At 70.3% G+C, this 13,448-nt stretch carries 12 protein-coding genes and 5 tRNA genes; 13 read left to right on the top strand and 4 right to left on the bottom strand.

What is annotated here, in order from left to right:
- Positions 1–3: 3 nt before the first annotated feature.
- Entirely contained in the window at positions 4–3,990 is a 3,987-nt protein-coding gene (locus ACFV2X_RS34945; protein ID WP_385624423.1) for a nitrate- and nitrite sensing domain-containing protein, read from the bottom strand.
- A gap of 571 nt (positions 3,991–4,561) precedes the next feature.
- On the opposite strand from ACFV2X_RS34945, the gene ACFV2X_RS34940 reads away from it, so the two are divergent.
- The 8 genes from ACFV2X_RS34940 to ACFV2X_RS34905 all read left to right on the top strand — a co-directional run bounded on the left by ACFV2X_RS34940 (position 4,562) and on the right by ACFV2X_RS34905 (position 7,827).
- On the top strand, positions 4,562–4,741 hold the full coding sequence (locus ACFV2X_RS34940; protein ID WP_385624464.1) for a hypothetical protein: 180 nt from the start codon (positions 4,562–4,564) through the stop codon (positions 4,739–4,741).
- A gap of 136 nt (positions 4,742–4,877) precedes the next feature.
- Positions 4,878–5,672: a fumarylacetoacetate hydrolase family protein gene (locus ACFV2X_RS34935; RefSeq protein WP_089510948.1), complete on the top strand. Its 795-nt coding sequence runs from the start codon at positions 4,878–4,880 to the stop codon at positions 5,670–5,672.
- Positions 5,665–7,152 carry a glutamate--tRNA ligase gene (gene gltX, locus ACFV2X_RS34930; RefSeq protein ID WP_385624421.1) on the top strand — a complete coding sequence of 496 codons (1,488 nt, stop codon included), beginning with the start codon at positions 5,665–5,667 and terminating at the stop codon, positions 7,150–7,152. The genes ACFV2X_RS34935 and gltX overlap by 8 nt, the downstream gene beginning before the upstream one ends.
- Positions 7,153–7,351: 199 nt before the next feature.
- Positions 7,352–7,423 (top strand) — tRNA-Gln (locus ACFV2X_RS34925).
- 49 nt (positions 7,424–7,472) lie between these two features.
- Positions 7,473–7,545, top strand: a tRNA-Glu gene (locus ACFV2X_RS34920).
- A 39-nt stretch (positions 7,546–7,584) separates the two neighbouring features.
- A tRNA-Glu gene (locus tag ACFV2X_RS34915) sits at positions 7,585–7,657 on the top strand.
- A 13-nt stretch (positions 7,658–7,670) separates the two neighbouring features.
- A tRNA-Gln gene (locus tag ACFV2X_RS34910) sits at positions 7,671–7,742 on the top strand.
- Between the two features lie 12 nt (positions 7,743–7,754).
- A tRNA-Glu gene (locus ACFV2X_RS34905) sits at positions 7,755–7,827 on the top strand.
- Positions 7,828–7,879: 52 nt separating this feature from the next.
- On the opposite strand, the gene ACFV2X_RS34900 is transcribed toward ACFV2X_RS34905, so the two are convergent.
- A complete protein-coding gene (locus tag ACFV2X_RS34900; protein WP_089510949.1) occupies positions 7,880–8,524 on the bottom strand; it encodes a MerR family transcriptional regulator in 645 nt (214 codons plus the stop codon).
- Between the two features lie 94 nt (positions 8,525–8,618).
- Here ACFV2X_RS34900 and ACFV2X_RS34895 point away from each other — a divergent pair, with 94 nt between their 5' ends.
- The gene (locus tag ACFV2X_RS34895; protein WP_385624461.1) at positions 8,619–9,110 is read left to right on the top strand and encodes a DUF4188 domain-containing protein; all 492 of its coding nucleotides are present in this window, start codon (positions 8,619–8,621) and stop codon (positions 9,108–9,110) included.
- Positions 9,111–9,180: 70 nt separating this feature from the next.
- Here the strand turns inward: ACFV2X_RS34895 and ndgR are convergent, their stop codons facing one another.
- Positions 9,181–9,897 (bottom strand): IclR family transcriptional regulator NdgR, encoded by a 717-nt coding sequence (gene ndgR, locus ACFV2X_RS34890; RefSeq protein WP_089510951.1) that lies wholly within the window; start codon positions 9,895–9,897, stop codon positions 9,181–9,183.
- Positions 9,898–10,038: 141 nt separating this feature from the next.
- Between ndgR and leuC the strand changes: the two genes are divergently transcribed.
- The 4 genes from leuC (at position 10,039) to ACFV2X_RS34870 (ending at position 13,133) form a co-directional block, all read left to right on the top strand.
- Positions 10,039–11,469 carry a 3-isopropylmalate dehydratase large subunit gene (leuC, locus tag ACFV2X_RS34885; protein WP_385624419.1) on the top strand — a complete coding sequence of 477 codons (1,431 nt, stop codon included), beginning with the start codon at positions 10,039–10,041 and terminating at the stop codon, positions 11,467–11,469.
- 6 nt (positions 11,470–11,475) lie between these two features.
- Positions 11,476–12,069, top strand: a complete 594-nt coding sequence (gene leuD / locus ACFV2X_RS34880; RefSeq protein ID WP_385624416.1) for a 3-isopropylmalate dehydratase small subunit — start codon at positions 11,476–11,478, stop codon at positions 12,067–12,069.
- A gap of 126 nt (positions 12,070–12,195) precedes the next feature.
- Positions 12,196–12,441 carry a hypothetical protein gene (locus ACFV2X_RS34875; protein ID WP_014176104.1) on the top strand — a complete coding sequence of 82 codons (246 nt, stop codon included), beginning with the start codon at positions 12,196–12,198 and terminating at the stop codon, positions 12,439–12,441.
- A 125-nt stretch (positions 12,442–12,566) separates the two neighbouring features.
- Complete coding sequence (locus tag ACFV2X_RS34870; protein WP_385624413.1) at positions 12,567–13,133, top strand: HU family DNA-binding protein; 567 nt, start codon at positions 12,567–12,569, stop codon at positions 13,131–13,133.
- Between the two features lie 92 nt (positions 13,134–13,225).
- Here ACFV2X_RS34870 and ACFV2X_RS34865 read toward each other — a convergent pair whose 3' ends face one another.
- The gene (locus tag ACFV2X_RS34865) at positions 13,226–13,438 is read right to left on the bottom strand and encodes a hypothetical protein (protein ID WP_014176102.1); all 213 of its coding nucleotides are present in this window, start codon (positions 13,436–13,438) and stop codon (positions 13,226–13,228) included.
- Positions 13,439–13,448 lie beyond the last annotated feature (10 nt).

The raw sequence follows: 13,448 nt of genomic DNA, 5'->3' as shown, positions 1-13,448 counted from the left end.
CAACTAACGCTCCTGCTGGTAAGTCGGGCCTACGCCGCGATCGTGATTGCCGCTCGGGCCGGTTCCGGCCCGGCGGCCCTGCTGGATCCCCCGGCGGAGGTTGGTCAGCCTCCCGCGCACGTCATCGGGCGCGCGCGAAACCTGCGGTCCGGTCGGACGGGACTGCTGCTGCTGTGCGGCGCCTTCGACGAGATTCGCGCGCGGTACGCGGCGTGGCAACCCGGAAGACGTCACACCGCCCGCCGCGGGCCCCTCCTCGCGAAGCTGCCCGGCGCGGCGCCAGCTGTCGTCGTTCGGCGAGGTACGCCAGTTGGACGCCGGGCCGGTGCCGTTCGCCCCGGGGCCGAAGCCGTTCGTCCCCGACGCCCCGAAGGCGTTGGTTCCGAGGCCGGATCCGTTCGTACCGGAGCTGTTCGTACCCGAGCCGTTCGTACCGGAGCCGTTGGCGCCGGGTCCGGCGCCGACTCCGGCGGCCTCGCCGGTGCCCCGGGAGGTCGGTTGCGGGTCGCGGGGCGGGGTGGGGGGCACGGCGGACGCCGGGCGGCCGGATCCCGGCGGCTCAGTGGTCAGCCGCTGGCCGCCGCCCAGGCTTCCGCCGTCCTGCGGGCGGAACCAGTTCGACTCGATGGTGTCGAAGATCGGCGTCCGGCCGTCGCCGGGCCCTGCGGGCGGGAGCGAGCCGGGCCCCGGGGTGTTGCCGCCACCCGGGCCCTGCGGCAGCGGGAACTCCCCGGTGCCGGAGTTCTGGTCGCGCCCGACGCCCGGGCCGCCCTGGCGGTAGGAGCCGGTGTCGGCCTCCGGCCGCGGGGCGTTGAAGTCGGGCCGGGCGAACTCGGAGGTGTCACCGGGTCCACGGCCCCCCTGCCCGGCGGGGTCGCCGAACCGAGGCTGGGGGAACTCGCCGGTGTCGCCGGGACGCCGGTCGAACTGAGGCCGGGCGAACTGGCCGGTGTCGCCGGGACCCTGGCCGAACTGGGGCTGCGGGAACTCGCCGGTGTCGCCGGGGCGCCGGCCCAGCTGAGGCTGGGGGAACTCGCCGGTGTCGCCGGGACCGCGGCCGAACTGGGGCCGCGGGAACTCGCCGGTGTCGCCGGGACCCTGGCCCAGCTCGGGCCGGGCGAACTGGCCGGTGTCACCCGGGCCGCGGCTCGCCAGCGGGTCGCGGCCGCCGTTGCCCTGGCCCGGCAGCGCGAACTCGCCCGTGTCACCGGGGCCGCGCCGTGGCTCGAACACGCTCGGCGACTGGCCCAGCTGGGGCCGGGCGAACGGGCCGGTGGTGTCGTTCTCCTCGTGCCCGCGGGGCGCGTCCATCGCCTCGCGCGTGGTCGGCCAGTCGTCCTCGCCCGACCGGCGCGCGCCCCAGCTGGTGCCCGGCTCTTGGGGGCCGGGGAGCTCGGGCGCCGCGCCGCGCGACGGCAGCTGCGGACGGCCACCCTGGTCGCCGCCGGAGTCCGCGCGTATCGGAGCACCGGTCGGCGGGGCCACGGTCGGGCCGTCGCCGCGTACATCGCCGCGCGAGGGGAGCGGGGGACGCCCGGCGAAGTCTCCGGGCGGGCCCGCCGGGGCGTTCTTCTGGCCGGACGGCCGGTTGTTGCCGCCCTCGAACAAGTTGGGGCCGGCGGGAGCGGCGCCCGAAGCGCCCGCGCCCGCGCCGACGGGGCGGGTGGGCAGCCCGCTGCCGGGCAGCGCGGCCCGCGAACCGGAGCCGGGGACCTGCCGCCGCGACGGCAGGGAGCCCAGCATTCCGGCCGAGCCGCCACTGGGGGCGCCGGGACCGCCGGGGCCACCGGGGCCGCCCGGACCACCCTGGCCCGCGTTGCCCGGCGTCGGAGCGCCCGGCTTGCGGCCGCCCTGGGCGACGTCCACCGGCAGCATGACCAGCGCCGTGGTGCCGCCCGAGTCGGACGGCCGCAGCTGGATGCGGATTCCGTGGCGCAGCGACAGCCGGCCGACCACGAACAGGCCCATGCGCCGGGAGACCGACACATCGACCGTGGGCGGGCTGGCCAGCCGCTCGTTGATCGCCGCCAGGTCCTCGGGGGAGAGCCCGATGCCGGTGTCGTGGATCTCGACCAGCACCCGGCCGTCGGGCAGCGCGTGACCGGTGACCTTGACCTTGGTCTGCGGGGAGGAGAACGAGGTGGCGTTCTCCAGCAGCTCGGCGAGCAGGTGCACCAGGTCGTTGACGACCCGTCCGGCCACCTCGTTGGTGGGCACGGAGCTGAGCTCGATGCGCTCGTACTGCTCCACCTCGGACGCCGCCGCGCGCAACACGTCGACCAGCGGGACCGGTCGGGTCCACCGGCGGCCGGGCTCCTCGCCCGCGAGGACCAGCAGGTTCTCGCCGTTACGGCGCATACGGGTCGCGAGGTGGTCCAGCTTGAAGAGCGAGGACAGCTGGTCCGGGTCGGCCTCGCGGCTCTCCAGCTCGGAGATCAGCGAGAGCTGGCGCTGGATGAGGCCCTGGCTGCGGCGCGAGAGGTTGGTGAACATCGCGTTGACGTTGCCCCGCAGCAGCGCCTGCTCGGCGGCCAGCCGGACCGCCTCGCGGTGCACGTCGTCGAAGGCCGTGGCCACCTTGCCGATCTCGTCCCGGCTGTGCACGCCGACGGACTCGACGGAGATGTCCACGTCCTGCGGGTCGGACTCGGACAGCTGCTTGACCAGCTCCGGCAGCCGCTTCTGGGCGACTTCCTGGGCGGTGTCCTGCAGCCGGCGCAGCGAGCGGACCATGGACCGGGCGACGACGAACGCGCCGACCAGCGTGACGCCGAGGACGAGCAGGATCAGGGCGCCGTTGAGGATCGCGTCCTGCTGGGCTTCCGCGCGTAGATCGCGCGCCTTCTGCTTCATCTCGCCCAGCAGCGTCTGCTCGATCCGGGCCATCTCATCGATCTTGATGGAGTCCTGGTCGTACCAGTCGATGGCGGAGCGCTTCTCGGCCTGGAGCCCTCGGGGGTCGCGTACGGCGCGGTCGGCGTACAGGGTCGCCGACTTGATGTCCGCGCGGCTGTCCAGCGGCTCCAGCAGATCCTCGGAGTCGCCTTCGCGGATCTGGTTGAACCGCCGCAGCGCCTCTTCTTCCTTGTCGACCGCGGTCCTGGCGAAGCGGCGGTCGTTGGCGGAGAACTCGGGGCCCTTGGGGTCGGCGAGCGCGGCGCTGATGAGCGCGCGCTGGATCGAGGCGTACTCCTTGGCGGAGGAGAAGGTGGCCAGCGCACGGGTATTGTTGATCATGTCGCTGTTGCTGGTGGCCTGGGCCATGTCCTGGGACAGCAGCAACAGTGAGTCGATCAGTTCGTTGTAGTCCTGGGCGGTCAGCGAGTAGTACTGATCGTCCTGATAGGCGGAGTCGCGGATCTGGCTGATATTGCCGAGCTGCTTGCTGATGTCCACGAGCGTGGACTGCACGCCCGCCAGCGCCTTGTCCCCGGGATCGAGGTCCTGGGTGGCCCGGTTGAACGCCGCCACCTCGCGGTCGGTCTTCTCGCGGGTCGCGACGACGCGGTCGTCCTTGGCGTTGGCCTTGCCCGCCAGTGGCGCCGCCGACTTGTCGCGCTCCTCCTGGAGGGCGTTCGCCAGCTGGGTGGCCTGCTGGGTCATCTCGGTCAGCAGCTTCATGCGGTCGAGCTGCTCGATGTTGTCCAGCGAGCTGTTGATCCGCAGCGCGCCCAGGGTGGTCGCGGCGACCACGGGGAGGGCCAGCAGCGAGACCAGCCGGGTGCTGATGCGCCAGTTGCGCAGGGCGAGCCTGTTACCAGGTCCGCTGGGGCTCTTCGACTTGGGCTGGGCGGCCGGTGCGGCACCGCCGGTCTGTGTAGCGGACTCCGGACCCTGGTGGTCGGCCGGGGCCCGTCCCGTGACTTGGGCGCGCGGGGGTGAGGAGCCGCGGTCGGTCTCACCGCGCGGCCCCGGGTCCGCCGAGGCATCCCCTCGGCCCTGGAGGGCCTGGGGAGACCCCTTACCTTCCCTCTTGAAACGTCCCTGCACTAGTGTCGCAACCTCTGGACCAGGCGCTTCACCGGATGTGCGGTGAAGCGGTGTCGAGTCATGGGGGACGGTCAGGCCCCCCTGGCGGTCGTGAGTGACCGGCGCGCATCCTTTCCGTAGTCGAGAAGAGGAGCCACCGCCGCTCGGCGTCTCCTTCTCCTGGCACCCCCTGCGCGCCGGCTGTGTCTGCGGCGGTCCCGGGAATTCCAGCACAGTGCCGGATGCTGCAACAAGGGCAAGTGAAAATGCTGTGATGGGTGTGACGCTCAGTACGGGATTTATTACCGGACGTAGAAAGCCATCTCGGCGATAACGGACTTTTTCCTGCGAGTTGCCCGCAAAAAGCGCGTGTCCGGGTGGCGATGATCAAGATCGGAACGTCAGCTTCGGGGCGGAAATATCCGTTTCGAGAGCTTGGGGTGAGTGCCTTTAATGCGGCATTTGCCCGAGGAGTCGTGAGGAAACTCACAAGCCGATCGCGACTTCTTTCCCGGAACGGTGGGCAAAGGGGCCTCTAGCCTGACGCTTTACACAGCCGGTCAAAACGACAACAACACGAGGCATGACTCACGTGAAGACGACGATGATGTTCCGCACCATAGCCAACCCGCGGCGCACCACTCTGGCGCATCTGAAGGACGCCGAGGAGCTGCAGACCGCGGCCGAGGAGCGCCCGGAGCACCCCGTCGAACTCCCGACGCAGACCGCCAACCCCAAGCGCACCATCCTGACCAAGGCGCCCAACAGCTGAGCCGGGGGGCCACACGCGGGCAGCCGGAGAACCGCTCGCGGACGGCCGGACAAAATGGGCAGGAGCGCGCGGGTCGCGGAGCGATAGCCTGGAGCGTCAGTCTCCAGCGAGTCCAGTGAAGAGGCAGCAGCTTCCCGTGCGCATTGCCAGGTTCTCCATCGACGGCAACGTCGCCTTCGGCGTGGTCGAGGACGGACCGTCCGCCCAGGACGGCCCTGTGATCGACATCATCAAAGGCCACCCCTTCGCCGAATTCGAGCGTTCGGGCCGGACGGTCCCGCTGAGCGAGGTCCGGCTGCTGCCGCCCGTCCTGCCCAACAAGATCGTCGCAATCGGCCGCAATTACGCCGAGCACGCCGCCGAACTGGGCAATGAGGTCCCCGACGTCCCGGTCGCCTTCTTCAAGCCGTCCACCTCCGTGGTCGGCCCCGGCGACCCGATCGTCTACCCCTCCTTCTCCCAGGAGGTGCACCACGAGGCCGAGCTGGCCGTGGTCATCGGCCGGATGTGCAAGGAGGTGCCCAGGGAGCGCGTCAAGGACGTGATCCTCGGCTACACCTGCGCCAACGACATCACCGCGCGCGATGTCCAGAAACGCGAGAAGCAGTGGGCCCGGGCCAAGGGCTTCGACACCTCCTGCCCGCTCGGACCCTGGGTGGAGACCGGCATCGACCCCGCCGACATCAGCGCGGGCCTGGGCATCGGCTGCACCGTCAACGGCCAACAGCGCCAGCTGGGCCGCACGAGTGAGATGGTGCGCCCGATCGAGGACCTGATCGTGCACATCACCGAGGCGATGACGCTGCTCCCCGGCGACGTCGTCCTCACCGGCACCCCGGCGGGCGTCGGACCGCTCAGCGTCGGCGACGAGGTCGCCGTCACCATCGAAGGCATCGGCACTCTCACCAACAAGGTGATCAAGCGTGGCTAGCGCAACCCCCTCCGCTCCCGTGCGGGTACGTTTCTGTCCCTCGCCGACCGGCAACCCCCATGTCGGCCTGGTCCGCACCGCCCTGTTCAACTGGGCCTTCGCCCGGCACCACGGCGGCACCCTGGTCTTCCGTATCGAGGACACCGACGCCGCGCGCGACTCCGAGGAGTCGTACCAGCAGCTCCTGGACGCGATGCGCTGGCTGGGCCTCGACTGGGACGAGGGCCCCGAGGTCGGCGGCCCGCACGCCCCGTACCGCCAGTCGCAGCGCATGGACCTCTACCGCGACGTCGCGGAGCGGCTGCAGGAGAGCGGCCACGCGTACCGCTGCTACTGCACCGCCGAGGAACTGGAGGAGCGCCGCGAGGAGGCCCGCAAGGCCGGCCGGCCCTCCGGCTACGACGGCAAGTGCCGCACCCTGACCGCCGAACAGCGCGCCGCGTACGAGGCCGAGGGCCGCTCGTCCATCGTGCGCTTCCGGATGCCCGACGAGCCGATCACCTTCACCGACCTGGTGCGCGGCGAGCTCACCTTCACGCCGGAGAACGTGACGGACTACGGGATCGTGCGGGCCAACGGCGCCCCTCTGTATACGCTCGTCAACCCGGTTGACGACGCGCTGATGGAGATCACCCATGTGCTGCGCGGCGAGGACCTGCTGTCCTCCACCCCGCGCCAGATCGCGCTCTACCGCGCCCTCGCCGAGATCGGCGTGGGAGGCGGCACCGTGCCCGCCTTCGGTCATCTGCCGTATGTGATGGGGGAGGGCAACAAGAAGCTCTCCAAGCGCGACCCGCAGGCCTCGCTCAACCTCTACCGCGAGCGCGGCTTCCTCCCCGAGGGCCTGCTCAACTACCTCTCCCTGCTGGGCTGGTCGCTGGCGCCCGACCGGGACGTCTTCTCGATGGACGAGCTGGTCGCCGCGTTCGACATCGCCCAGGTGAACGCCAACCCGGCCCGCTTCGACCTCAAGAAGGCCGAGGCGATCAACGCCGACCACATCCGGCAGTTGGATGTGAAGACGTTCATCGAGGCGTGCGGGCCCTGGCTCAAGGCACCGCACGCGCCCTGGGCCCCGGACGCCTTCGACCCGGACGCCTTCGAGGCGCTGGCCCCGCTGGCCCAGACCCGGCTGACGGTCCTGTCCGACATCACCGCGAACGTGGACTTCCTCTTCCTCGCCGAGCCGGTGGAGGACGAGGCGTCCTGGGCGAAGGCGATGAAGCCGGGCGCGGACGCCCTGCTCGCCTCGGTCCGTACCCGGCTCGCCGAGGCCGAGTGGGACGCCGAGACCCTGAAGGCCGCGGTCCTGGCGGCCGGTGAGGAGCACGGTCTCAAGCTGGGCAAGGCGCAGGCGCCGGTGCGCGTCGCCGTCACCGGCCGCACGGTCGGTCTGCCGCTGTTCGAGTCCCTGGAGGTGCTGGGCCGCGAGCGCACGCTGGCCCGCGTCGACGCGGCGCTGGCGAAGCTGACGGCGTAGCCGACTCCTCGCGCTCTTCATGCGCGTACGGGGGCGGTCACCGGGTCCCGGTGGCCGCCTCTGCCGTCTGTGGCACGGCGATACTCGTTTTGGTGGCCCGTCCACCATCGGGTAATGTTCTTCCTGCGCCGCTCGGGCGGGCCGACAGGCCGGACCGGGGCGCAAGCCAGACAAAACCCCCAAAAGGGTGGCGTTTTGGTGGGGTATGGTGTAATTGGCAGCACGAGTGATTCTGGTTCACTTAGTCTAGGTTCGAGTCCTGGTACCCCAGCAAGGGATTCTTCGGTTTCTCCCGGAAATCCCTTGGTCAGCAGGATCAAGCCCCCGTTGTGTAGCGGCCTAGCACGCTGCCCTCTCAAGGCAGTAGCGCCGGTTCGAATCCGGTCGGGGGTACGGATCTCTTTCGTCTTTCCGAAGACGGAGATCGCTAGGGCCCCCGTTGTGTAGCGGCCTAGCACGCCGCCCTCTCAAGGCGGTAGCGCCGGTTCGAATCCGGTCGGGGGTACTGGTCTATACCATGGGCTATGGTGTAATTGGCAGCACGAGTGATTCTGGTTCATTTAGTCTAGGTTCGAGTCCTGGTAGCCCAGCGCAGTACTCAAGCCCCCGTTGTGTAGCGGCCTAGCACGCCGCCCTCTCAAGGCGGTAGCGCCGGTTCGAATCCGGTCGGGGGTACATTTCTGAAAGCCCTCCGTGTTTTTCACGGGGGGCTTTCTCGTGCCCGGAATCAGCTCTCGAAGCGGCGGCCGGACTCCTCGGTCTCGGCGAGCCGCCGCAGGGCCAGCAGCACCGGCTCGTACAGCACCGTCAGCGCGACGACCGCCTCGATCCGCTCCGTGGGGGAGCCGCCGTACTTCTCGACCAGATCCAGGTCCGCGACGGCCAGTTCGGCGGCCAGGCGGGCGTGCAGCAGCAGATGGTCGGTCTCGTGCGGATAGCCGAGCCGGGCCAGTGAGGCGATGGCCGCCACCAGCATCCCGTACGCGGGGGAGGTGTCGCCGAGCTCCTGGCCGTACGTCCAGCCCAGCCGCTCCAGCAGGGCGTCGACCTGGCGGCGGGCCTCCTCGGTCTCGGGGTCGTCCTCGGCGGGCTCGGGGCCGTGTGGCAGCGCCCAGACCGCGGCCCCCATCCGGGTGTTCTGGGACAGTGACTCGTCCTCGGCGGTCTCCAGCACCTCGCGGGCCGTGGCCACCGGTACCCGGCCCACCTGGATCAGCGCCCGCACCAGCCGCAGTCTGCGCAGATGCTCCTCGCCGTACTCGGCCTGGGTGGCGCTGACGCGCTCGCCCGGCGGCAGCAGCCGCTCGCGCAGGTAGTACTTGATCGTCGCGGTGGACACCCCGCTGCGCTCGCTCAACTCCTTGAGACGCATCCACTTGCCTTCCTGGTTGGAGAGTGGCACTATCCAACCATTGGGTAGCGCCACTATCCAAGATTATCGCCTGATGAGGGATGAGGGGATCACCATGGGTGCCAAGCCGATGGCCGGGCGCATGACCGCCGAAGCCGAGGGCGGGGTGACCGTGTTCATGATCGGCATGCGGATCAACCGCCTCCGGGCGCTGCGCAGCTGGTGGCCGGTGTTCCGGGCGATGCCGCGGATGCTGCGCGAGCTGTCGCGGGACAAGGAGAGCGGCATGATGGGCTACCACCTGCTGTTCGGCCCGCCCCGGGTGATCTACCTGGTCCAGTACTGGGAGTCGCACGAGAAGCTGCTGGCGTACGCCGTGGACCAGGACAAGCAGCACCGGCCGGCCTGGGCCGCGTTCAACCGGCGGCTGCGGGAGGGTCGGGGCAAGGTCGGCTTCTGGCACGAGACCTTCGTCGTCCCGGCCGGTGCGCACGAGTCCGTCTACATCAACATGCCGGAGTTCGGCCTGGCCAAGGCGCTCGGTGTCATCCCGGTCGGCCGCCGCGGCGACCGGGCGGCCGACCGGCTGAACCTGAAGGGCGCGTGACCGTGCATGCCCCTTTTGGGGCAGCTCGGTTCTCCCCCGGCTACCGCTGGGAGGTGCCCCCGGCCGGGCCTCAGGCGCCGCGGCGCAGTGCGTCCGTCAGGCGGGCGGCCGCGTCGATGACCGCCTGGGCGTGCATCCGCCCCGGGTGCCGGGTCAGCCGCTCGATCGGGCCGGACACCGAGACCGCCGCGACGACGCGGTTGGAGGGGCCACGTACGGGCGCGGAGACCGAGGCCACGCCGGGCTCCCGCTCGCCGATCGACTGGGCCCAGCCACGCCGCCGTACGCCCGACAGTGCGGTCGCCGTGAAGCGGGCCCCCTGGAGCCCGCGGTGCAGCCGCTCCGGCTCCTCCCAGGCCATCAGGATCTGGGCCGCGGAGCCGGCCTTCATGGGCAGGGTCGAGCCCACGGGCACGGTGTCCCGCAGTCCGGACAGCCGTTCCGCCGCGGCGACGCAGATGCGCATATCGCCCTGGCGCCGGTAGAGCTGCGCGCTCTCCCCGGTCACGTCCCGCAGATGCGTGAGCACCGGGCCCGCGGTGGCGAGCAGGCGGTCCTCGCCCGCCGAGGCGGCCAGCTCGGCCAGGCGCGGGCCGAGAATGAAGCGTCCCTGCATGTCACGGGCCACCATCCGGTGGTGTTCGAGTGCTACCGCGAGCCGGTGCGCCGTGGGGCGCGCGAGACCGGTCGCCCCGACCAGCCCGGCGAGGGTGGCCGGACCGGACTCCAGAGCGCTCAATACCAGAGCCGCCTTGTCGAGAACGCCGACGCCACTAGAGTTGTCCATGAAACGATATTCGCGTCTCACACTGTGAAACGCAAGTTCATTTTACGAGGCGACGCGCCACTCTGTAATGGCGGGCCCACATACCAGGGCACGCAGTACACACGAGCAGGGCCGGCGACGTTGCCGGCCGGAGGGAAAGCGATGGGACGGACACTCGCGGAGAAGGTCTGGGACGACCACGTCGTCCGGCGCGCCGAAGGCGAGCCCGACCTCCTCTTCATCGATCTGCACCTGCTGCACGAGGTGACCAGCCCGCAGGCCTTCGACGGCCTCCGCAAGGCCGGCCGCCGGGTCCGTCGCACCGACCTCACCATCGCGACCGAGGACCACAACACCCCCACCCTGGACATCGACAAGCCGATCGCCGACCCCGTCTCCCGGGCCCAGTTGGAGACGCTGCGCAAGAACTGCGCGGAGTTCGGCGTGCGGCTGCACCCGCTCGGCGATGTCGAGCAGGGCGTCGTCCACGTGGTGGGCCCCCAGCTGGGACTGACCCAGCCCGGCACCACCGTCGTCTGCGGTGACAGCCACACCTCCACCCACGGAGCCTTCGGCGCGCTCGCGTTCGGCATCGGCACCAGCCAGGTCGAGCATGTGCTGGCCACCCAGACGCTGCCGCTCGCGCCCTTCAAGACCATGGCGATCACGGTCGAGGGCGAGCTGCCCGAGGACGTCACGGCCAAGGACCTGATCCTGGCGATCATCGCGAAGATCGGCACCGGTGGCGGCCAGGGCTATGTGATCGAGTACCGGGGCTCCGCCGTCGAGAAGCTGTCGATGGAAGCCCGGATGACCGTCTGCAACATGTCCATCGAGGCCGGCGCCCGGGCGGGCATGATCGCCCCGGACGAGACCACCTTCGCGTACCTGAAGGGCCGCGCCCACGCCCCCCAGGGCGCCGACTGGGACGCCGCCGTGGAGTACTGGCGCACGCTGCGCACCGACGACGACGCGGTCTTCGACCGCGAGGTGGTCATCGACGCCGCGGAGCTCGCGCCGTTCGTCACCTGGGGCACCAACCCGGGCCAGGGCGCGCCGCTGTCGGCCGCCGTCCCCGACCCCGCCGCCTTCGAGGACGCCAGCGAGAAGTTCGCCGCCGAGAAGGCCCTGGAATACATGGGTCTGACGGCCGGTCAGGCGCTGCGGGACATCAAGGTCGACACCGTTTTCGTCGGCTCCTGCACCAACGGCCGCATCGAGGACCTGCGCTCCGCCGCCTCGATCCTGTCGGGTCGTTCGGTGGCCGACGGGGTGCGGATGCTGGTCGTCCCCGGCTCCGTACGGGTCGCCCTGCAGGCCGTGGAGGAGGGGCTTGACAAGGTGTTCACCGCGGCCGGCGCCGAGTGGCGGCACGCGGGCTGTTCGATGTGTCTGGGCATGAACCCGGACCAGCTGGCGCCCGGTGAGCGGTCGGCGTCCACCTCCAACCGCAACTTCGAGGGCCGGCAGGGCAAGGGCGGCCGCACCCACCTGGTCTCCCCGCAGGTGGCCGCCGCCACCGCGGTCCTCGGCCATCTGGCCTCGCCCGCCGATCTGTCCGACGCCGACGCAACCGTTCCCGTGGGGGCCTGAGCAGACATGGAAGCATTCACCACGCACACCGGCCGGGCCGTTCCGCTGCGCCGCAGCAACGTGGACACCGACCAGATCATCCCCGCGCACTGGCTCAAGAAGGTCACCCGCGACGGCTTCGAGGACGGGCTGTTCGAGGCCTGGCGCAAGGACGCGGACTTCGTGCTCAACCGGCCCGAGCACAAGGGCGCGACCGTGCTGGTCGCCGGGCCCGACTTCGGCACCGGCTCCTCGCGGGAGCACGCGGTGTGGGCGCTGCAGAACTACGGCTTCAAGGCCGTGATCTCCTCGCGTTTCGCCGATATCTTCCGCGGCAACTCCCTCAAGAACGGGCTGCTGACGGTGGTGCTGCCGCAGGAGACCGTGGACCGGCTGTGGAAGCTGATCGAGGCCGACTCGTCGGCCGAGGTCACCGTGGACCTGGTCGAGCGCCAGGTTCGGGCCGAGGGCATCACGGCTGATTTTGAGCTTGACGAGAACGCCCGATGGAGGCTTCTGGAGGGGCTGGACGACATCAGTCTCACCCTCCGGCAGGAGGCCGACATCGCCGCGTACGAGGCGCTGCGGCCGACCTTCAAGCCGAGCACGGTTGAGGTCTGAGCCCCCCGGGTCTTCCCTGTACAGAGCATGTTTGACACGATGCGTCGCCGGTCCTCGGGCCGGCGGCGCATCGGCATGTTGAGGCCCCCTGAAGCGACAACTCGCCTCAGATGGCACAATCAGTGCATGGAACGCGACGGCCAACTCGAGCTCTACGGGCTTGTCGCGGACCGGCTCAAGGAAGCGCACACAAGGGTGCGCTCACTGCAAGTCCCGGAGGGCGTACGGATGGCGCTGTCCCGGAAGCTGCTGGTCATCACGGCTGCGGCGAAACACGATCTCGCGGACGCGGCAAGGCGTCTGGAGCGGTTGATGAACGACCTCGACGAGGGACGTTTCCCCCAAGATCCCGACTCCGACGGAAGTCCATGACATCCGAGTGCGTTGCGGCACAAGGGTGATAAGCCCGTTTCGTGTTTGATTTGCGGTATATATCTGCCTAACGTGCGAAAAAGCTTGAACACATTCGTTCTGGCAATGTCTCCGAAGGGGAAGACGTGAACAAGGCGCAGCTCGTAGAAGCGATTGCCGACAAGCTCGGCGGCCGTCAGCAGGCCGCCGAAGCGGTCGACGCGGTACTGGACGCGATGGTCCGTGCGGTCGTCGCCGGGGAGCGAGTTTCGGTCACCGGATTCGGCTCGTTCGAGAAGGTCGAGCGTCCGGCCCGCTACGCCCGCAACCCGCAGACCGGGGAGCGGGTCCGGGTCAAGAAGACCTCGGTGCCCCGTTTCCGCGCGGGTCAGGGGTTCAAGGACCTGGTGAGCGGGTCGAAGAAGCTCCCCCGGGGCGGCGAGGTGGCCGTGAAGAAGGCCCCCAAGGGCAGCCTCCAGGTGGCGGCGAAGAAGGCGGCGGCCAAGAAGGCCGCGGCGAAGAAGGCGGCCCCCGCCGCGAAGAAGGCGGCGGCCAAGAAGGCTCCCGCGAAGGCGGCGGCAGCGAAGAAGGCGCCCGCGAAGGCCGCGGCCAAGAAGGTGACGGCGAAGAAGGCGGCGGCGAAGAAGGCTCCGGCGAAGAAGGCCCCGGCGCGCAAGACCACCGCCAAGAAGACCACCGCCCGCAAGCGCTGACCAGATGGTCAGCGGCTTACAGCGGCGGTGTCACGCGTCGGGCCGGGCTCCCTGGACGGGCCCGGCCCGCGGTGCGTTCACCCGCGGTGCGTTCAGAAGGTCTGCAGGGTCACCAGCACGATGCGGCGCCCCTCGGGAGTCCCTTCGAGACCTTCCACCTCGATCCGCACCCGCTGCCCGGGCCGCAGCAGCCGCAGCCCCCCGGCGTCGAACGCCGCCGCGTCGAAGGGCAACGGGGTCCCGTCGTCCAGCAGCACGCTGCCGGCGCGGGTCTCGGGGTCGTACGTGTACGCGGTCGCCTGCATGGGGCCAGCC

The sequence above is a fragment of the Streptomyces sp. NPDC059679 genome (assembly GCF_042734105.1).
Classification (GTDB): Bacteria; Actinomycetota; Actinomycetes; order Streptomycetales; family Streptomycetaceae; genus Streptomyces.
This window is presented reverse-complemented; position numbering and strand designations above follow the sequence as displayed.